This is a genomic window from Pseudoalteromonas sp. c7(2019), from assembly GCF_011378625.1.
Classification (GTDB): Bacteria; Pseudomonadota; Gammaproteobacteria; order Enterobacterales; family Alteromonadaceae; genus Pseudoalteromonas; species Pseudoalteromonas arctica.
This window is the reverse complement of the sequence record NZ_WTKS01000009.1, coordinates 99858-119065: the sequence shown is the minus strand read 5'-3', so window position 1 is coordinate 119065 and position 19208 is coordinate 99858. Positions and strand designations below refer to the sequence as shown.

General features: G+C 39.7%; 20 protein-coding genes. 15 read left to right on the top strand and 5 right to left on the bottom strand.

What is annotated here, in order from left to right:
* From GQR38_RS11820 to GQR38_RS11805, 4 genes are read left to right on the top strand one after another with little or no spacing between them, the layout of a single operon-like run.
* Positions 1-609: a primosomal replication protein gene (locus GQR38_RS11820; protein ID WP_007584039.1), complete on the top strand. Its 609-nt coding sequence runs from the start codon at positions 1-3 to the stop codon at positions 607-609.
* Positions 610-622: 13 nt separating this feature from the next.
* Positions 623-1516: a histone deacetylase gene (locus GQR38_RS11815; protein WP_165721639.1), complete on the top strand. Its 894-nt coding sequence runs from the start codon at positions 623-625 to the stop codon at positions 1514-1516.
* 51 nt (positions 1517-1567) lie between these two features.
* Entirely contained in the window at positions 1568-1849 is a 282-nt protein-coding gene (locus GQR38_RS11810; protein WP_024599785.1) for a late competence development ComFB family protein, read from the top strand.
* Positions 1833-1985, top strand: coding sequence for a DUF2496 domain-containing protein (locus GQR38_RS11805; protein WP_076915774.1), 153 nt, complete (start codon positions 1833-1835; stop codon positions 1983-1985). The genes GQR38_RS11810 and GQR38_RS11805 overlap by 17 nt, the downstream gene beginning before the upstream one ends.
* 2 nt (positions 1986-1987) lie before the next feature.
* On the opposite strand, the gene GQR38_RS11800 is transcribed toward GQR38_RS11805, so the two are convergent.
* Positions 1988-2509: a sel1 repeat family protein gene (locus GQR38_RS11800; protein ID WP_165721638.1), complete on the bottom strand. Its 522-nt coding sequence runs from the start codon at positions 2507-2509 to the stop codon at positions 1988-1990.
* 105 nt (positions 2510-2614) lie between these two features.
* Between GQR38_RS11800 and GQR38_RS11795 the strand changes: the two genes are divergently transcribed.
* On the top strand, positions 2615-3499 hold the full coding sequence (locus GQR38_RS11795) for a DMT family transporter (protein WP_165721637.1): 885 nt from the start codon (positions 2615-2617) through the stop codon (positions 3497-3499).
* Positions 3500-3528: 29 nt separating this feature from the next.
* On the opposite strand, the gene GQR38_RS11790 is transcribed toward GQR38_RS11795, so the two are convergent.
* Positions 3529-4527 carry a cupin domain-containing protein gene (locus GQR38_RS11790; RefSeq protein WP_165721636.1) on the bottom strand — a complete coding sequence of 333 codons (999 nt, stop codon included), beginning with the start codon at positions 4525-4527 and terminating at the stop codon, positions 3529-3531.
* A gap of 18 nt (positions 4528-4545) precedes the next feature.
* On the bottom strand, positions 4546-5286 hold the full coding sequence (locus GQR38_RS11785) for an SDR family oxidoreductase (RefSeq protein WP_010553706.1): 741 nt from the start codon (positions 5284-5286) through the stop codon (positions 4546-4548).
* 129 nt (positions 5287-5415) lie between these two features.
* Between GQR38_RS11785 and hisD the strand changes: the two genes are divergently transcribed.
* The 5 genes from hisD to GQR38_RS11760 are packed head-to-tail and all read left to right on the top strand — an operon-like array spanning position 5416 to position 10204.
* Positions 5416-6690, top strand: a complete 1275-nt coding sequence (hisD, locus tag GQR38_RS11780; protein ID WP_165721635.1) for a histidinol dehydrogenase — start codon at positions 5416-5418, stop codon at positions 6688-6690.
* 4 nt (positions 6691-6694) lie between these two features.
* Positions 6695-7702 (top strand): LacI family DNA-binding transcriptional regulator, encoded by a 1008-nt coding sequence (locus GQR38_RS11775; RefSeq protein WP_010553708.1) that lies wholly within the window; start codon positions 6695-6697, stop codon positions 7700-7702.
* Between the two features lie 14 nt (positions 7703-7716).
* A complete protein-coding gene (locus GQR38_RS11770) occupies positions 7717-8418 on the top strand; it encodes an alpha/beta hydrolase (RefSeq protein WP_165721634.1) in 702 nt (233 codons plus the stop codon).
* Positions 8415-9185, top strand: coding sequence for an aldolase/citrate lyase family protein (locus GQR38_RS11765; protein WP_165721633.1), 771 nt, complete (start codon positions 8415-8417; stop codon positions 9183-9185). The genes GQR38_RS11770 and GQR38_RS11765 overlap by 4 nt, the downstream gene beginning before the upstream one ends.
* Complete coding sequence (locus GQR38_RS11760; protein WP_165721632.1) at positions 9182-10204, top strand: ester cyclase; 1023 nt, start codon at positions 9182-9184, stop codon at positions 10202-10204. Before GQR38_RS11765 ends, GQR38_RS11760 begins: the two co-directional genes overlap by 4 nt.
* 61 nt (positions 10205-10265) lie before the next feature.
* On the opposite strand, the gene GQR38_RS11755 is transcribed toward GQR38_RS11760, so the two are convergent.
* The gene (locus GQR38_RS11755) at positions 10266-11279 is read right to left on the bottom strand and encodes a nuclear transport factor 2 family protein (RefSeq protein ID WP_010553711.1); all 1014 of its coding nucleotides are present in this window, start codon (positions 11277-11279) and stop codon (positions 10266-10268) included.
* A 238-nt stretch (positions 11280-11517) separates the two neighbouring features.
* Between GQR38_RS11755 and GQR38_RS11750 the strand changes: the two genes are divergently transcribed.
* The 5 genes from GQR38_RS11750 (at position 11518) to GQR38_RS11730 (ending at position 16491) form a co-directional block, all read left to right on the top strand.
* Positions 11518-13128 carry a sodium/solute symporter gene (locus GQR38_RS11750; protein ID WP_010553712.1) on the top strand — a complete coding sequence of 537 codons (1611 nt, stop codon included), beginning with the start codon at positions 11518-11520 and terminating at the stop codon, positions 13126-13128.
* A 10-nt stretch (positions 13129-13138) separates the two neighbouring features.
* Positions 13139-14104, top strand: coding sequence for an ester cyclase (locus GQR38_RS11745; RefSeq protein WP_010553713.1), 966 nt, complete (start codon positions 13139-13141; stop codon positions 14102-14104).
* Positions 14105-14113: 9 nt separating this feature from the next.
* Positions 14114-15217 carry an ester cyclase gene (locus GQR38_RS11740; RefSeq protein ID WP_010553714.1) on the top strand — a complete coding sequence of 368 codons (1104 nt, stop codon included), beginning with the start codon at positions 14114-14116 and terminating at the stop codon, positions 15215-15217.
* Positions 15214-16068 (top strand): hypothetical protein, encoded by an 855-nt coding sequence (locus GQR38_RS11735; RefSeq protein ID WP_165721631.1) that lies wholly within the window; start codon positions 15214-15216, stop codon positions 16066-16068. Before GQR38_RS11740 ends, GQR38_RS11735 begins: the two co-directional genes overlap by 4 nt.
* Before the next feature lie 105 nt (positions 16069-16173).
* The gene (locus GQR38_RS11730; RefSeq protein WP_010553716.1) at positions 16174-16491 is read left to right on the top strand and encodes a hypothetical protein; all 318 of its coding nucleotides are present in this window, start codon (positions 16174-16176) and stop codon (positions 16489-16491) included.
* A 78-nt stretch (positions 16492-16569) separates the two neighbouring features.
* Here the strand turns inward: GQR38_RS11730 and GQR38_RS11725 are convergent, their stop codons facing one another.
* Positions 16570-18975 (bottom strand): TonB-dependent receptor, encoded by a 2406-nt coding sequence (locus GQR38_RS11725; protein ID WP_165721630.1) that lies wholly within the window; start codon positions 18973-18975, stop codon positions 16570-16572.
* Positions 18976-19208: the final 233 nt, after the last annotated feature.

Below are 19208 nucleotides of genomic sequence, written 5' to 3'. Positions count from 1 at the left end.
ATGCATTCAATGGCTTTAGATAAACTACGCCAACAAGTTGCAACGCTAAAACAACAAGCTGAGCAATTTGATAAAGCTAAACTTTTTTCTAAAAATCGTTACATGCAAGCGCAACCTAGCTTGTTTGACCGCGCAGTTTTTAGTACAAAAAGCATGAACCTAGTCGATTACGTAATAGAAATAGAAGACGAAGTGTCAAGATTACCGCCAAGTGAGCATCGCCATGCTTATACCTACGCGCTTGAACGTATAGGAGCTCAGGTACAAGCTGTATTCAACGTTATTAAATCAACGCCTATTTGGGTTAAAGAAAACAAAAGCCATTATAAACCACGCCCTAAGCAAACCGTTTATAAGCAAGCGGTACAAAAAATAATGCAATCATCGCACGAGCTTTACGACGAATTAAAACAAAACCATGAGTTTGAACGCCGTTTAGTGCTCATGATTGAAGAGCGTAAAATGCAAATGGATAAAGCCTCGCCAGCTAAAGCACAAAAGCTTAACCTTGAAATATTAAGCACACACGCTCGATTAGGCCGCTGCAGAAAAGCAATTTCTGCCACTGAGGATAAAATACAACAAGTAGAAAAACAGCAGCTGCGTTAAGCCGCACTTTACTATGCAGCTTTATTATCATCCATTGTATTCAGACCTTATCCTTGCAGAACGTCATCGATTCCCTATTCAAAAGTATAAGTTACTTACAACCGAAATAGAAAATCTAGGTGTTTCGGCTATTCACTTTCAAGAGCCTAAAAAAGTAACCGTATCTCAACTTGCGCTATGTCATAGCCAACGTTATATAGATGACTTTTTAAATGGGACTCTAGGTGATAAAGCAATTAAAAAGATGGGATTTCCCTATTCGCAACAACTTGTAGAGCGTACTCTTTTATCTATTGGCGGGAGTATTCAAGCTGCTGAAGCGGCTTTTAGTCACGATCTAACCTTCAATTTAAGCGGTGGTTATCATCATTCTCATAGTGATTTTGGCAGTGGCTTTTGTATTTTTAATGATTTAGCTATTGCAGCAGCACATTTAATAAATACAGAGCAAGCCGACACTGTTTTAATTTTTGATTGCGACGTACACCAAGGCGATGGCACAGCACAAATCACTCAAAACCATAACCAAATTATTACCTGCTCAATTCATTGTGAACAAAATTTTCCTCGTAATAAGCAAGAGTCCACTTACGACTTTGCATTGCCCGCTAAAACAGCCGACGATGAGTACCTTGCTACATTAAAGCAAGCACTCGATTTTTGCGTGCGCATACATAACCCTGATATGATTTTGTATAATGCAGGCGTTGATATTTACACTAAAGACGAGTTAGGCTTGTTTAATATATCGCTCAATGGCGTATATGAGCGCGACTTGTTTGTTCTCAACTTCTGTAAGCAACATCAAATCCCACTAATGTGCGCTTTAGGCGGCGGTTATCAGCGTAATTTGAGTTCACTAATTAATGTTCATAAACAACTATTTAAAGCCGCTATCGATTTATAGTAAGCCTTAGTATAGACTCAGTTAAACGGATTATTTTAAAGCGGTGGGAATATGCGATTACACGAAGATATACACAACTATTACGAAAAGATTGTAGTTGAAGAAATCATCAAACTTAAACTTGATGAAAAATATGGTGAAGATGTAATGGCTGACTTTTGTTGTACGGTACTAAATCAGCTCCCGCCACGATATATTCGCTACGATGTAGATATGGCGTTTTATTTACCGCAATCAGAACGCATACATATGGAACAGCGTGTGCAAACAGCAATAAATGTCGCCATTAGTCAAATATCAAAAAAGAAAGAGTTAAATGACCAACCCACTTGATCAAGCCCCTACACATATTAAACTTGCAGTAGATTTAATTATGATACTAGAGCAACACGATGTTGCTCCAGAAGAGGTCTTAAAAGCACTCGATATTGTTAAAAGCGACTTTGAAAAAAAGCTAGAAAAGCCGTAACTCTATTCTATTATTTGTATGTCGTACTCGGTAACGATACCTTCGTGCTTAGTGCAATCAATTTTAACTTCACCAAATGTGCGCCTAGGCGAAGTTGAACGACGACAGGTCATATTTTGTGCTTTAACGCCAAATTGCGTTATATACAACGCAACTATTTCGTCTATTTCTTGTTTTTGCTGCACAATCGCTGCACTGTAAAATACATCGTATTGCGCAGACCAATTTTCAACCCCCGCTTCTTTTGCAACGCCTAGCCAGCCCATCCCTAGTTTAGTAGATTGCTCCAAGTATTGGCCTTTCAAAAACATAAACGCCAACGTGTATTGTGCGCTTTTATAGCCTAGCCCAGCAGGCTCTTTTAAATAATTGAAAGCGGCCTCAAACTGTCCTTTTCGATACGCTTTAATACCATTGTATTCATTCTTTTTCATGGTGGTATCACTGTAAAGGTTGATTGAGCTTGAATTACATCCACCCAAAAAAGTGATAAATACCATAGAAACTACTGAGAACGTTTTCATTCTTATCCTTAATTTATTATTTTTATATGCCAGTTCCGAATATGGCTTACACTTTTTATAAACCCTGTTATTCTAAAAACCAATCAGCTTAATTAAAATACTATCATGACCTTAGCAAGCTTACTGCGATTATTTTTTCTGGCCGCTATTTGGGGCGCTTCTTTTTTATTTATGCGAATGGCAGCAAATAGCTTGGGGCCTGCGGTATTAATTGAGCTTAGAGTAGGCTTTGCTGCAGTTACTTTATTTATTGTTGCTTTGTATTTAAAACGCCGCTTAGCGTTTATCCAACATAAAAAACACTTTTTTATTATAGGCGCGTTTAATTCTGCTCTTCCGTTTTTATTTTTTGCTTACGCAGCTCAAACTATTAGCGCATCCACACTCTCAATTTTAAATTCGACAACACCAATATGGGGTGTTGTCGTTGGAATTTTATGGACGAAAACAAAGCCCAATAAAAGTATGGTGCTTGGTTTACTACTTGGCTTAATAGGCGTTGCAATACTCGTTGGGCAAAATCATTTTGTATTAAATAGCCAATCTATAATGGCTATAATAGCAGCATTGAGTGCTTCACTTTGCTATGCCATTGCATCGCATTACACTAAAAACGCGCCTAAACTGGTCCCATTCGATAACGCCCATGGCTCAATGTGGGCTTCGAGCTTTATGGTATTACCGCTTATCTTATTTATGCCAATACGAGAAATACCAAGCACCAACATTATGCTAGGTGTATTAGTACTGGGCGTAGTATGTACCGCCCTTGCGTATATATTATTTTTTAAACTTATTGACGATATAGGCCCAACTTCAGCACTCACTGTCACCTTTTTAATTCCATTATTTGGCATATTTTGGGGGCATTTATTTTTAGATGAGCAAATAGGGCCAAATACATTACTAGGCGCACTATTTGTAATTGTAGGCACTATGCTGGTTACTGGTTTCTTACCACGAAAGAAGCACTTAGCTAAAACAAGCTAAGTGCTTTAAATTACATATGGCATTAGAGTTTAAATAAATTGCGGATCTTTTGGCGCATCATTTCTGCGAGTGATATACATAATGCAATCACCTTGCGCTTCATTACTAAGCGCTCGGCTATGTTCAATAGGGACTGAAAATGTATCACCTTGAGTAAGCGTTAGTACTTCATCGCCTAAATCAATGGTTAAACTACCTTGATGAACAAAAATAACCTCTTCTTCAAAACGAATGTGTTTTGCTATTTTTGCATTTGGCTGTAGTTTTAACGCTGATATATTAAATCCATGCGCCCAATTTAATTGCGTTTGAATAAGCGTATCAGCATTTAAATTACCAACTAACGGTGCTTCGTAAACACCTTCGGATTGGCTTAAGTAAGAGTGCTTGTTCCAATTAAAATCTCGTGCCTTGACCACTGTTTGCGCAAGCTCTTCGTCTGTTATTACTCGGTGCTGCGCTATTTGATCACTACTTGTAACAGCCATTGGTTTTACCCCATCTGGGATTTTCTCATTGAGCGTTGTGTCTACTAAGCTGCCATTTTCTAGCAAAATAAGACCGAACTCTTTTGCCATATCAAATACTTGTGGAGCCCAAAGCACTCTGCCAGGATCGTCACTGCCAAGTACTGCATACAAGTAACCTATACCATCACCTACGTTTTCAAATCCTCTAAAAATATCTAAAGGAATCGAAATAATATCGCCTTCATTTAAAATTACCCTGGCATCTTTACCACCTACACCGGTATAAAATGCCCATGTGCCACTGTGTACAACAAATATTTCTTCTGTTAAGTGGCTATGCTGCGAGTTTAAGCATCCAGCAGGTTGACGAGCACCACCAATATTAAACCCATGAGGTATGGAAATATGCACATGCTGATTAGGGTTCTCTGCAACACCTGGACCTATAATAGTAAAATTTTCTTTTTGATCACTACCAAGCGATCGCGTATCAATAAAGGCGTTCTTACACGGAATTAAATCATCGTATCGTACTAAGCGATCTGCAAATAAACTCATTATTCTCTCCTAAATTAATTACTGAGCGGTCCAGCCGCCATCAATTTTTATACTTGTTCCTGTGATCATTGCTGACAGTTCACTCAGTAAAAATACACAAGCATTTGCGACATCATCCGTTTGAGCAATTTTTTTCATTGGGATCATGTCATAAACAAATTTTTTGAAATCGGGATTTTCAAGCATGGGCTTAGTCATTGGGGTTTCAACAAACGTAGGAGCAACGGTATTAACACGTACATTTTGCGTTGCAAGTTCAACTGCCAGCGCCTTTGTTAACCCCTCTACTGCATGTTTACTCATGCAATACAAAGTGCGATTAGGCGAGCCTACAAATCCCATTTGCGATGACATATTAACCACAGCACCGGCACCAGAGTTGATTAAGGCCGGTAATGCCGCTTGGCTTATTCGATAAACACTGCGAATATTCATCGCAATAACATCGTCAATGTTCTCATCGGTTTGCTCAAGCATTGGCGCAACACGGTTAATACCTGCGTTGTTAAGTAAACCGTCTAATTTAGAAAGTCCGCGTAAACGCTCATAAAAAGCATCACTGTTTATATCAAGCGGCCAGATTTCTATTTGCGAAGGAGCATATTGCTTGAGCTGCTCCAAATCGTGTTTTGTACGCGCCACAGCAATTATATTTGCACCCGCATCTACACACTTTTGTACGCATGATTTACCAATCCCTTTACCTGCACCCGTTATCAAAATGGTTTTACCAAGTAAAAGAGTTTTATCAAATCCCATTTGTTCACCTAAAATCTATATTGCATTCGAAGTCATTATTAATTAGAGTACCCCCAGATGCAAGACATTATTTAACCAGTACGTCTCATCAACAGTGTATAAAAAAACTAATCACTAAGGATATAAAAAATGATAAAGCATTTAAAAAAAGGTCAGCCTGATGACTCAAAAAAAGAACAAAATCAGTCAGTAAGAGATATTGTAGAAAATATTTTAACGCGCGTTGAATCTGAAGGTGATGCAGCAATTCGTGAATATTCTGAAAAATTCGACAAGTGGACTCCGAAGTCTTTCAAACTTTCTGCTGACGAAATTAAAGCATGTTACGCACAGCTTGATGATCAATTAATCAACGATATAAAATGGGCACAAAGCCAAGTCCGTAATTTTGCTCAAATTCAACGCGACTCAATGAAAGACGTTGAAGTAGAGACGCTACCTGGCGTTACGCTTGGTCATAAACATTTAGCAATGGACAGCGTAGGTTGTTACGTACCAGGTGGAAAATATCCACTACTAGCATCTGCTCATATGAGTGTATTAACGGCTAAAGTAGCCGGTGTTAAACGTGTTATAGCTATGGCTCCGCCTTTTAATGGCAAGCCATCACCAGAAATTGTGGTTGCAATGGACATGGCAGGCGCAGATGAAATTTACTGCCTCGGTGGTGTACAAGCCGTTGCCGCAATGGCTATTGGAACACAAACTATTGCCCCAGTAGATATGATTGTAGGACCTGGTAACGCCTTTGTAGCCGAGGCTAAACGACAGTTATTTGGCCGAGTTGGTATCGATTTATTTGCAGGTCCTACCGAAACACTCGTTATTGCTGATGACAGTGTAGATGGCGAACTATGTGCTGCCGATTTACTAGGCCAAGCAGAGCACGGTCCTACTTCTCCCGCTATTTTACTAACTAACTCTGAGCAATTAGCAATTGATACAATGGCTGAAGTAGAGAGGCAACTTACCATATTACCTACTGCTGATATTGCAAGTGTGGCATGGAAAGATCATGGCGAAGTTATTGTATGTGATACCTACGAGGAAATGATTGACGTTGCTAACGATCTTGCATTTGAACACGTACAAGTAATGACTCGCAATACCGACTACTTTAAAGAAAACATGCAAAACTATGGGGCATTGTTCCTAGGGCCGCAAACCAACGTTTCTTATGGCGATAAATGTATTGGTACAAACCATACACTACCCACAGGTAAAGCAGCGCGTTATACTGGTGGGCTATGGGTAGGAAAATTCATAAAAACATGTACTTTCCAACGAGTAACAGAAGAAGCCTCGGTTGTTGTTGGTGAGTATTGTTCACGTTTATGTGCTGCAGAAGGGTTCGCTGGCCACAAAGAACAAGCAGACATACGAGTAAGACGATATAGGAAATAAATCATTGTCAAAGCAAAAACGAGTCACCTCATATGATGTAGCCCGCGAAGCGGGTGTATCACAATCGGCGGTATCGCGTGTATTTAGACCCGGATTTAGCGTGTCTAAAAAAACCCGCGAAAAGGTAGTCGCAACAGCCAATGAAATGGGCTATCGCCCTAATGCCATTGCCCGTATGTTGATCACTAAACAGTCTGGTATGGTCGCGGTTATTTTGTCATCGCGAGCAAACTTGAACTACCCTGAGGTACTCTCTGAGCTTAATAAAGAGTTGGCACTTAATAATAAACGAGTGCTGCTCTTTACTCTTGATGACGCAGACGAACTAGACGAATTACTCGAAAACATTTGGACCTTTCAGGTTGATGGCGTAATTGCTCTAGCGGCTCACTTTGATAGTAAAAGCTTAGATTTATTTGCCAAGCACAGCACACCGATTGTGCTTTATAACCGTAATGTGCCTGAATCGAATGCAAACACAGTTTGCTGTAATCACGATAAAGGCATTAAACAGCTAATTGATTTATTACACCAATCTAACCATAAGTCGTATTTAATTATTGCTGGCCCAGAAGATTCTGACGTTGCTAACGAGCGCCGCGAAATAGCTCAAAATTATTTACACACTTTAGGTATCCAAAATACGCCTGTTATTTATGGTGATTATGGCTATAAATCAGCACGAAGTGCATTAGAAGATTGGTTAAAAACAAACCCCCTACCTGATGCCATTATTTGCAGTAATGATGTAATGGCCATTGGCGTAATTGATGAAATCAAACAAAACTTAAACTTAAGCGTACCCGACGATGTGTCGGTGGTAGGGTTTGATGGTATTAGTGCTGCGTCTTGGTACAACTATCAAATAACCACAATACAACAACCTATGAAACAGCTAACTAAAGCCGCTGTAGATATACTCATGGAACGTATTGAAAACCCTCAAGCAGCTGCTGAAGCACGAGTTTTCACTGGTTCATTGATAACAGGGAACTCTATTAAAACACGTTAAGTTAAGGAATTTTTGTGGCCAAAAATCCTGTTTATATTTTACCTGGTACTTTATGTAACCACCGTATGTTTGAAGCGCAAATAATTGCTCTGCAAAATGCGGGTTATACTCCTCACGTTATTCCCTTTACAGAGCAAACAAGCATTGCACAAATGGCTGAGCTTACTAAAACTATAGCTCTAAAGCCTGCCCCTTTTATTGGTTTTTCAATGGGTGGCATTGTTGCTCTTGCACTTTTAAAATCAGATCCTGAGCTTATACAGTCACTGTGTTTAATTTCCAGCAATAGTTTGGCAGATAAACCAGAACGTCCATCTATTAGGCAAAAGCAAATAAAGCGGGCACAAGCAACTAGCACTGCTGATGTGCTAAAACACGACTTTATACCGCATTATTTTCACCAGCCAAACTCAGAGCACAATAAGCTTGTATTAAAAATGGCAAATGAGCTTGGCCTTAATGCTTTTAGTGCACAATTAAATGCACTTGCAACGCGCGAAGATACCTTAAACGTTATTGAAAAAACCAATAAAAAATTACTCTTTGTTGGTGGTGAGCATGACGTTCTATGTCCAAGCACTATTCAAAAAACAATGCATAAAGCCTGCCCTAATAGCGATCTTATTTTATTAGGTAATTGTGGACATTTCGTACCGCTTGAAAGAAGTAACACCCTAAACGCACTACTCTTAGATTGGTTGGAGTCAATATTATGAATTTAAAACAAAAGTTAAACAATAAAGAGCTACTATTAGGCACTTTTATTAAAAGTACTCATTATCATAATACCGAAGTACTTGCCCACACCAGCCTCGATGTACTGTGCCTTGATGCAGAGCATGCCCCGTTTGATCGAGGCGATTTAGACAGCTGTATTATGGCAGCGCGTACGAAAAACATGCCGACCCTTATTCGCGTAAGTAATACTGATCACGCCACTATACTGAGCAGTTTAGATATCGGTGCTGACGGCTTAGTACTACCTCATATTAAGACGCCAGCGCAAGCAAAAGCGATTATCAAAAACTGTTTTTATGGTAATAATGGTAGAGGTTACGCAGGTTCAAGCCGCTTTGCAGGCTACACTACACATGCATTAACCGATAACTTAGCAGCCAACAAATCATCTACCTGCATTATTGCTCAAATAGAGGATGCCGATGCGCTTAAGAGCATCGATGAATTGTGCCAAATAGACGAAATAGATTGTATTTTTATAGGCCGAATGGACTTAACTATTTCCCTCGGTGAAACCAACCCGAGCGCCCCTGTTGTTATTGATGCTGTTACTAAAATAGCTAACGCAGCAGCAAAATATAATAAATGCTGTGGCATGTTTGTTGGTAATTTAAGTGAGCTCAGTCATTGGCAGTCGTTAGGCGTAAGCTTTTATTTATTAGGCTCTGATCATAGCTTTTTACTAAGTGGTGCTAAGCAATTACGTGCAGACTTTGAATCAGCTACAAGTGAATCAAAAATATGAGTATTCATAATAAAAATAAAGAGTTACTTAAAAAATTTAGAAATGCACTTTATAACTTTGATATAAACACGCTCAAAAAAGAAGTGACAAACTTATTTGCTGATGACGCGTTAATACAACTTTGTTACCCGTTTGAAACACTTGCAAACCCTAATGCACTAATTGAAGATGTTTATAACCCCCTTAGCAATGCATTTGTAGGCCTTGAACGCCGCGATACCATTGTAATGGCGGGTAGCTCAATAAACGACTCTGATTGGGTTGGCTGCTGTGGATACTATACTGGCTCATTTGAAAAACCATGGCTAGGCATTCCACCCACAGGGCATCAAGTAAGCATGCGTTTTCATGAGTTCTATCGCATTAAAAATAATAAAGTGGTGGAATTACAAACTATTTGGGATATTCCCGAAGTAATGATGCAAGCAAACGTATGGCCACTGTCTCCAAGTTTAGGGAAAGAGTGGCATGTCCCAGGGCCTGCCACACAGGATGGGTTAATCACCCGTCCTTATAATAGCGAACAAGCTGCGCAAAGTTTAAAGCTTGTGGGCGATATGTGTGAGCATCTTGGATTTTATGCTAAAGGTGGCATTGAAGCCATGAAGCTAGATCAATTTTGGCATCCGCATTGTAGCTGGTATGGACCAAGCACAATAGGCACTGCACGCGGTATAAAAGGCTTTAGAAATTGGCATCAAATCCCGTTTTTAAATGCCCTCCCCAATCGTGTAGGCGATGCTAATAAAGGTTATTTATTTGCCGATGAAAACTACGTAGGCTTTACTGCATGGCCAGGTATGAGCATGACTATTAGTAACGGTGGTTGGTTAGGTATTGCACCCGCAAATCAGCAAATAACTATGCGTAGCCTCGACTTTTGGCGAGCCGAAAACAATTTAATTCGTGAAAACTGGGTGCTGATAGATATACTCGATGTGTACAATCAAATTGGCGTAGATATATTTGCCCGAATGAAAGAACTAACTAAAGCGCGCTACTTAAGCTTTGCTCCGTAGCCTTTTATATAACCGTTATAAAAAGCTCTGTCATTACAGAGCTTTTTATAACTTGAAAAAATTAAGTGCTCGGGTTTGCAATACTTTGCGTGCGTTTTAAAATATCTAAACCTTGTTGTTTTAACCAATACGGTAAGTCAATGATTACCCAGTTTTCAACTAATTTGTCACCTTCACGATGATATACATCAACCACGCGCATATCGGCAGGAGTATTAGCTCCAGGTAATCCTAAAAAGCCACCAATGGCGGTATTTGTTAAGTTTGGCCAACCAAAAAAGCATGCATACTCATCTTCAGCAAACCGGCAAATATGGCCATTAAATACTTTACCCGTTAACCCTTCCCTAAACGGATACATATGTTGTTGCTGATAACGCTCAATTGTATATGTAGCGCCAATCCCCGCAGGGCCATACCAAACCATGTTCTCGTCCCATGTTTTTGCAAGCACTTCGGGTGGGCAAGTATTTATACCGCTTTGATTAAGCGCGGTTAGGTTATCAATCATCTGATTAACCAAGTTCATTGTTCGCGTACCTTGCTCATCGCTACCCTTACCTAATCGCACGCCATCGTGTGTACGTGGTCCTGGGTATGTAAAATACTGCCCTGTAGAGAGCGGTAACGGGTTTAAGCCTACTTGCAGCATAACCCCAATAATATCGACAAAAAAACCAGTTTGAATAATTTTACCGTCTTTAACACAGTTAAATTCAGCGTAGCGAATTGTCGCCAATTTATGAGAAGGCGCAATACCTAACCAGTCACGATCAAACAAGCCCATAAAGTGGCCCATACTCATTACCCACTCGCCGCCATCAGCTTCGCTTTGCCCTGCAATAAAAATATCTTCGCGGCGCTGAAGTGCTTTAAAAGAGTGGAATAAAGGCTGCCAAACATGCTCAATTACATCATTGGCATTATTTAATTCATTAAACGGATGCACACCTTTAAAACTGTAATCATCTGCCAAGTATTCTTTAAATACAGCATTTAAATCATTACCTTGCGTTTTTTCTAATGCAGCATGAAACTGACGAACCAACTGCTTATTATTAATTATTTCTGCCATGATGTTCCCTTGTTGTTTGCGCAATCAAATTAACACTCTTAAACCGCAAATAAATACGCATTGCTAAAATGTATTCTATTTAAAGAGTAATTAAAAGCCTGTAAATACTAAGTTATAAATCGATTTAAAATAATACTAATGACAATTGACTTCGAAGTCAAAGTGATTCATGATGATTCAAAATAAAAAGTATAAATAGGCTAATTAGCCCGTAATACCTAATCTAACAGGATTAATTATGAATGATTTTGGATTATTGAATTGGAGCATTCTCATCGGGTACATTATTGCAAACCTCATACTTGGGTTTGTAATAAGTAAAAAGGTGAGCAGTGCTAATGATTTTTATATTGGCCGAAAAAATACACCTTGGTGGGCTATTGGTATATCAGTAGTGGCAACCTATGTTAGTGCGCTTACTTTTTTAGGTGCACCAGCGTGGTCTTACAAAGAAGGTTTATCGGTTATTGCCATACACTTAAACTACCCACTCGTTATAGTGGCTGTTGTGTGTTTGTTTTTCCCGTTTTTTTACAACGCGGGTGTCGCCTCAATATACGAATACCAAGAACGTCGTTTTGGTAAAAAGGCACGTATTTTAATATCAACAATCTGGCTTATTTCACAAACGATGGGGTCAGCCGCCGTACTTTATGCAACCTCTTTAGTACTTGCCTTTATTGTTGATATTAACGTTATTACCGCCATATTTTTAGTCACTATTATCGCGCTTATATATACCATGCTTGGAGGTATAACTGCCGTAATATGGACCGATGTAATCCAATCGGCAATATTATTTATTGGCGCCGGCATTATTATGTATGCACTTATTACCTCTATGGATGGCTCATTTAGCTCAACCCTTACTGAATTAAAAGCACAAGGCAAGTTAGACCCTCTTAATTTCTCGTTTGACTTCACAAAAGTCACCACCGTTTGGTCTGGCGTACTAGCAATGTCGCTCTATCACATCACCGTTTATGGTACTAACCAAATGATGGTACAGCGTACCCTTGCAGCTAAAAATATTGGGGATGCTAAAAAGTCGTACTTACTAATGGGCTTTATTGCATTCTTTATTTACCTGTTCTTTATATTTATGGGCGTGTTGTTTTACAGCTATTACGGCGGACGCACATTTGAAAACGACAACCTAATTATTTTACAGTTTGCATCCGACTATGGTCTGCCAGGATTAATGGGAATTATAGCTGCAGCAGTAATGGCTGCTTCTATGTCGAGCCTTGATTCAGCGCTTAATTCGCTTTCAACAATTAGTACTATCGACTTTTACAAAAAGTATTTTGCACCTGAAAAAAACGACGCACATTATTTAGCTGCAACACGTTTATTTACCCTTGGCTGGGCAATCATCATCATTGTACCCGCCATTATGTATCACCTTTACAGCGAAGGCTCTATTTTAGAAATACTCACCAAGGTAGGTTCATACTTTGTAGGTGCTCAGCTAGGTATGTTTGCACTAGGATTTTTCTCTAAGCACACCACCGAAAAAGGCCTACTTATTGGCACATTAGTATCGTTTGTAACCGTTGCAATATGCGCCCTTTACACCGATATAGCATGGCCTTGGTATTGTGCAATTGGTGCCCTAACGTGTGTAGTGTTTAGTATTGTTTTGAGTATCGCTTTTGATGGTTTTCAAGAGGAGTACAACGAGTACACAATTAAAGGCCAGTTAAAAGTATTTAAAGAGCAAAACCGACCAGAAAAAGAAAACGGCTGGTATTTGGTCCCTGGTAAATTTGACTCAATAAACTACTGGTTACTTGGCTTTTTTGTAGTGAGCTTCGCGTCTCTCATGTTATTTGAACATTTTGTATAAGGTGAAATAAATGAATATTTTAGAACAACTTTTTGAAAACTTCAGCGCTGCAAAATTACCAAATCAAGCATTGCTTGCTGATACCGTTCAATGGCAGGTAAGCCACCCTTTTGAACCAATTACATCTAAACAAAATGTAATTAATAATTACTTTGGTGTGCTTAAAAACTCATTACCCGATATAGAACGTAAACCCTTTATTTCTATTAAGGGCGACTACAAAGGCGAGCAATGGATATGTGCAACAGGCTACTTTACCGGCACATTTACAAAACCGTTATTAGGTATTCCAGCCACCGGTAAAAGTATTTTTATTCGCTATAGCGAAATGGCTCAAATAGAAAACAATAAAGTAATTAACGTTTATACCTTTTTAGATTTAATCGATGTAATGAACCAAGTAGGTGTAAACCCGCTGCGTCCAAGCTTAGGTTATCCGGGTTTAATAATGCCCCCCACTACACTTGATGGTGTGCCTGCTACAGCTAAAAACGACGAACTAAGTAAAGCCAACGAACAGCTCGTAATTGATATGCTTACTGAGCTTGGCCGCTACGATGGTAAAGATCTGTACAGCATCAATTTAGAAAAATACTGGCACCCAGATTTTATTTGGTATGGCCCTGCAGGTATAGGAACAACTCGAGGCATTAGTGGTTTTAGAGAACACCACCAAGCTCCATTCTTAAAAGGGTTCCCTGATCGTGGGATCAATAAAACACTCTGCTTAGTAAGCCACGACAACTTTGTAGCAACGGGCGGTTGGCCGCATATGTACGGCACTCATACAGGGGATGACTGGCTTGGTTTACCTGCATCGGGTAATAAGCTGTTTCCGCGTGTTATGGATTTTTGGCGCTGCGAAAACGGTATTTTAAAAGAGAACTGGGTCGCTATCGATATTCCTCACTTATTAGAGGGAATGGGTATTGATATATTCGAGCAAATGCAAAATAAAATAGCAGCAGCAAACTAAGAGATACTTATGAGCACACAAAACACAATTACCCAACCTTACTGGCTGCCTTTATCGAGCGTATTAAATCCGCAAAGTAAAAAACAGCAAGCGCTTGTAGGGTTTGACGAAGAGTTTGTTGATATTGTTGATTACATTTTACGTATTACGCACCGCATTTGGGAGCAAAAAAACATTGGTTTATGTTATCGCTATTACGCTGATGTATGTCCTGTTTTTACACTTGGTGCTTACGGCGAAAATATTGAAGATGTTATTCAAGGCACGCTTAAAACCATTGCCGCATTCCCAGATAGAAGCCTTATTGGCGAAAACGTCATTTTTTCAGAAGACGGTAATGAGCATTACTACTCATCACACTTAATTAGCAGTGTAATGAGTAATACCGGTAACTCAGAATTTGGCCCAGCTACCAATAAAACAGGCCGAGTAACAACCATTGCCGACTGCGTTTGTTTTGAAAATAAAATAGTAAAAGAATGGCTAGTACGCGACAACGGCTTTTTAGTTAAACAACTTGGCCTTAATATTATAAATGTAGCCAAGCACATGGCCAAAATACCAAGTAAAGAAAAACACATACAATGGCTTGATGAAGAGTTTACCCGGGTACAAGCAATTGATCATCGCACGCCAAGCACTCCAATTTTAGACGGTGAACTGGCCGCATTTGCGCATAACTGGTTAGATACGTTATTTAACCAAAAGCAATTTGCTAAAATACACGAGTTTTATAACTTAACGGCCACACAACAATGGCCAAGTGGCAGAATGGCAACCGGCCTTGCACAAATTAATGGTGTCTTTATACAGTTTTTTGCCAATTGCCCTGATGCCAAACTAACCGTCGATCACTTAGCAGTTACCCCCTTTGGTGAGAGCACCACAGATGTTGCTATTCGTTGGTCACTTGCAGGGCATTTCAATCCACAAAGCGATGAACTAAGTGAGCTAAAAAATCTTCCTTATTTTGTGTTAGGCGCCTCACATTTACGTATCAAAAATCAAAAGATTATTGAAGAAGTCACCGTTTTTGACGAAGTTGCGCTACTCGCAAACCTATTTAGATCACACGCATTAAATAGCCAAACAGAATTGGAGGTAAATGCATGATCAACGCAATTATCGATTTATACACCAAAGCAGATATTAAAACTATTTCAAGTAAATTGTTGCGTAGTAGCCGTTGGCAACAACATCACTTTACCGCGATGGGGTCATTGCAAGCACAACCGCTATGGCTTGATTTTTTGGCGCAATATGGCGTATCAGAATTAATATCTAAAACGCACAGTAAAGGCCAGGAACTTGAGACTTTACAGCTGATATTACAACCTAAAAAATTACTAAAACCAGTAAGACTTTCGTTTGTAATTAAGCACAATAATACCTTCATAAAATCAGTGAAATGTGTTGTTGATACGCTATTATTGGCTAACAACGAATTTACAGGTGAGGCAAGTAATAATACGCTGGTGATCCCTAAGTTACCTAAAAGCGACCCTATTATGGTTTGCGATTTAGATAACCAGCTGCACCCAACGACCTTTCATGCAACGCCCAGTGATATTTGTGAATTACCAACGCAAACCGCCGAAACATTAAATAATTGGTGGCAAATTTGGCAGCTTAATAACTTAACTAATTTTGAAAGTGTTTATGCTAAAAATGCAGACGTTATTCTTGCTGGCAGTAACGAAACACAATCAAAAGATGCGCTGTTAAATTGCCATTTAGCGCTTTCACAAACCCTAAGCAGATGCTACGCCCAATTAGAAACCGTACAGTTTGACAGTGCCTTAAACCAAGCAACAATTTGCTGGACACTCGATGGTACTTTTAATGCTAAAAACGTACGCGTTCGCCAACAAATACTCACCGTTATTACAATTACTAACACTCTAATATCAAGCGAAGTAATGCAATTTGACACCCTCGCGTTAAATCAGCAATTCGCACTGTAAACACTTATTACTTCCCTTCAAGCGCTCACTGAGCGCTTTTTTTGTTTATAATTTTAACTTTTTTAGGTACATTAAACCTCAAATTATAATAATTAAGGACAATAAATGAAGTATCTCAGTATCGGTATCGTCTTACTTTTAACTGGCTGCCAATCTACGCCTACATTATGTGAAGTAGAACCTAACGCGCTTTTGTGTGACTCAAGTACTTATAATGTAGCGACGGTAAATGCATTAACCACATTCGAGTCAAGAGCTGGCAGAAAAGCATTCGCACTAGGGAAAACCGAAAATGGTGGCGAGTTTTATGGCTTTTCAGAGGGTTACAGCTCACAATCTAAAGCAAATACAAGAGCCTTGGATGAATGCAAAAAAATACTCGCCAAATATGATACTAATGCTCAGTGCGAACTAATTCGATAGCTTTTTTTAAATAAAAAAGCCAGCTAATAAATTTATTAGCTGGCTGAAAGTTATGGCCATGCGGCCATTTAGGAAACCTTAAAACTGGTATTTCAAGCTCGCACCCCACGTACGCGGGTTGCTCCAGTTTGCTTGTACTGAGTTAGCTGGCAAACCATCAACAATTTGTGAATGCACCACACCACGCGTTAATATGGCTTTGTCACCAATATTCTTAACGTATGCTTCAACCTGTACGCTGTCGTTTATAAACCAGGTTAAACGCGCATCAGCCATTAAATGCGCATCTACTCTTACCTCAGGGATGTTTGTATCAAACGCGTAGTAATCGTCTAAGTAATTCATTTGAATATACGGTACTAAGTACGAATCGCCCCCTAAACTAAACTCATAACGCGCCGAAAGCCCCATGCTGTATTCTGGTGCCATTGCAGGTCGCCAGCCTTCAAAACTAAATTGGCTAGAATTATCGTTTATATCTTGGCGGCCACCTTGGTTACCAAGTGCTAGTAATGGACGAAGTTGCTCGTTACCCACAGCGTAACCATCAGCAAATTCGCTATCCAATAACGATAACGTACCGGTAAGCGTTAAATTATCAATTGGTACCCATTGAAGGTCGGCTTCAAGGCCTTTAGTCTCAACGTCACCGCCATTTTCGTAATATTCGAAAGTTGTGGCTGTACCTGCAGACACACATTCTAAAACGGTATCTCCCGTTGTTGTATCGTTACATGACGTTGCAAACAACTGTGCTTTTACGTCTTCGTACTTATTCATAAATACCGATATATTTAAGCGCATTGCACCATCTAGCAAGTAGCTTTTCATACCCATTTCATACGAAATAACATCTTCGTTATCATAAAGGGGGTCTGCACCACGTGCTACCACGCGCGAATCGTTTGCACCACCCGTTCTGTAACCAGTGGCGACGCTTGCATACACCATTATGTCTTTGTTTATATCGTACTCTGCAGCTGCTTTATATAACATTGCAGAATCATCCCAATCGGGAATGACATCACCAGTAAACGTTTTATCGTCTTGGTTTACACGTAAACCACCTACAATACGTAAGTCTTCACTAATTTGATAACGTAACTGCCCATACGCTGCGATAGATTTAGCTGTATGCGGGTCATAATCTGGATTCCCCCACGAAGGCACAACGACAGAGTCTGATACACCATCACCTGTTGTATCTGCATGCGATAACCAGCTCCAATCTGCTTCTTGATCAAAGTAGTAAAGTCCACCAATCCACGAAAAATCAGAGTCGTCATTATTTGATGCAAACTGTAACTCAGACGATAATGTTTTTTGGTCGTCCACTCGCCCAAAACCACCTACAAAATCAATACCGCCATCGCTATAGTCGTTGTCGTAGTATTGCTTGCCGTTAAGGGTTGAATAGTTAGTCGTCCACTTAATATCAGCAAAGTCGGTATACCACTCAAGTGCTACTGTGGTCGAAAAGCTTTCTTGTTTATCAAGCGAAAAGCTATTGCGATAAACATCATATGGACCAAGGTCGTCATGTTGCGTATCACTTGGCTGATAAATATGCCCAGCTGTAATTGTAGGGTTAGGATCAAATATGCCGGAGCCAGGTGACGTTTCGCTTATTTGGTAACCCGCAATTTGCTGATAGCCCCAAATAGCTTCTGAGTTTGAGTTTTTACGCGAGTAGTCAAAACGTACCGTTGCGTTAAACTTATCGTTTGGTTGCCACTTAGTGACATTACGCATATAAAACTGATTTTTTTCGCGTAAATCATCCGAAGGCCCTGGAATCACTAAGTTATTGATATAGCCATCGTGACGTTCAGAGGCCACTACAAAACGGGTCGCGAGCGTATCGCTTACAGGTATATTTATAATACCCTCGTAAGCACTGCGGTTATAACTCCCTGTTTCAACTTTTATACTCCCCAGTAAATCGTCAAAAACAGGTTGATTAGTAATTATATTAATACTGCCAGCAAAGGTGTTACGTCCGTATAGAGTACCTTGTGGGCCACGCAGCACTTCTATGCGCTGCACATCCACCAATGCTCCTAAACCAGATGAGGTAGTCGGTACGTAAATACCATCTTGAAATATACCGACTATTTGCTCAGCAATACCGGTGCCTGCTACACCCACCTCATTAGTGCGTGCGCCGCGCATTGCAGGACGAACCTCACCACCGGATGACCCCATACGTAAACCCGGTACAACCTGCTCAAGACCCGTAACATCAATAATACCTGCACGGGCTATATCAGCCTCCCCTAGTGCAGTGATTGATGATGATACTTCCTGTAGATCTTGTGAGCGACGGTTTGCAGTAACGGCTATGCGTTCAATGGCTGGTTCTTTAATTTGCTGCTGAGTTTGTGTTGATGTTGCTTCTTCGGCGCTGTGAGCATTCATTGTGGTTGCTGTAATAGCAGTTGTTACAGCAAAATGAACGAGAGTCCGTGTAAATTTAGCTTTCATTATAATTATTCTCCCGAGTTTAAAACGTGTCTACTTCTCCCCAACTCTACATTTTCAATTATTACATTAAACAAATTGTATCAATTGAAAATGCATTGATACAAAATAGACTTCGAAGTCAAAAAGATCAACAACTTTCTGCCAAATAATTAACCTGAACTATAAAAAACATAAATAACAATGATTTAAAATCAAAATAATAATGATTTCGAAATCTATAAAATAAAAAGGCC

Coding starts and splice junctions, on each gene's coding strand:
- GQR38_RS11730 (WP_010553716.1), top strand. CDS start 16,174: ATGAAGTATCTCAGTATCGGTATCGTCTTACTTTTAACTGGCTGCCAA.
- GQR38_RS11790 (WP_165721636.1), bottom strand. CDS start 4,527: ATGAGTTTATTTGCAGATCGCTTAGTACGATACGATGATTTAATTCCG.
- GQR38_RS11755 (WP_010553711.1), bottom strand. CDS start 11,279: ATGGCAGAAATAATTAATAATAAGCAGTTGGTTCGTCAGTTTCATGCT.
- GQR38_RS11760 (WP_165721632.1), top strand. CDS start 9,182: ATGAGTATTCATAATAAAAATAAAGAGTTACTTAAAAAATTTAGAAAT.
- GQR38_RS11725 (WP_165721630.1), bottom strand. CDS start 18,975: ATGAAAGCTAAATTTACACGGACTCTCGTTCATTTTGCTGTAACAACT.
- GQR38_RS11810 (WP_024599785.1), top strand. CDS start 1,568: ATGCGATTACACGAAGATATACACAACTATTACGAAAAGATTGTAGTT.
- GQR38_RS11805 (WP_076915774.1), top strand. CDS start 1,833: ATGACCAACCCACTTGATCAAGCCCCTACACATATTAAACTTGCAGTA.
- GQR38_RS11735 (WP_165721631.1), top strand. CDS start 15,214: ATGATCAACGCAATTATCGATTTATACACCAAAGCAGATATTAAAACT.
- GQR38_RS11795 (WP_165721637.1), top strand. CDS start 2,615: ATGACCTTAGCAAGCTTACTGCGATTATTTTTTCTGGCCGCTATTTGG.
- GQR38_RS11765 (WP_165721633.1), top strand. CDS start 8,415: ATGAATTTAAAACAAAAGTTAAACAATAAAGAGCTACTATTAGGCACT.
- hisD (WP_165721635.1), top strand. CDS start 5,416: ATGATAAAGCATTTAAAAAAAGGTCAGCCTGATGACTCAAAAAAAGAA.
- GQR38_RS11745 (WP_010553713.1), top strand. CDS start 13,139: ATGAATATTTTAGAACAACTTTTTGAAAACTTCAGCGCTGCAAAATTA.
- GQR38_RS11740 (WP_010553714.1), top strand. CDS start 14,114: ATGAGCACACAAAACACAATTACCCAACCTTACTGGCTGCCTTTATCG.
- GQR38_RS11820 (WP_007584039.1), top strand. CDS start 1: ATGCATTCAATGGCTTTAGATAAACTACGCCAACAAGTTGCAACGCTA.
- GQR38_RS11785 (WP_010553706.1), bottom strand. CDS start 5,286: ATGGGATTTGATAAAACTCTTTTACTTGGTAAAACCATTTTGATAACG.
- GQR38_RS11750 (WP_010553712.1), top strand. CDS start 11,518: ATGAATGATTTTGGATTATTGAATTGGAGCATTCTCATCGGGTACATT.
- GQR38_RS11800 (WP_165721638.1), bottom strand. CDS start 2,509: ATGAAAACGTTCTCAGTAGTTTCTATGGTATTTATCACTTTTTTGGGT.
- GQR38_RS11815 (WP_165721639.1), top strand. CDS start 623: ATGCAGCTTTATTATCATCCATTGTATTCAGACCTTATCCTTGCAGAA.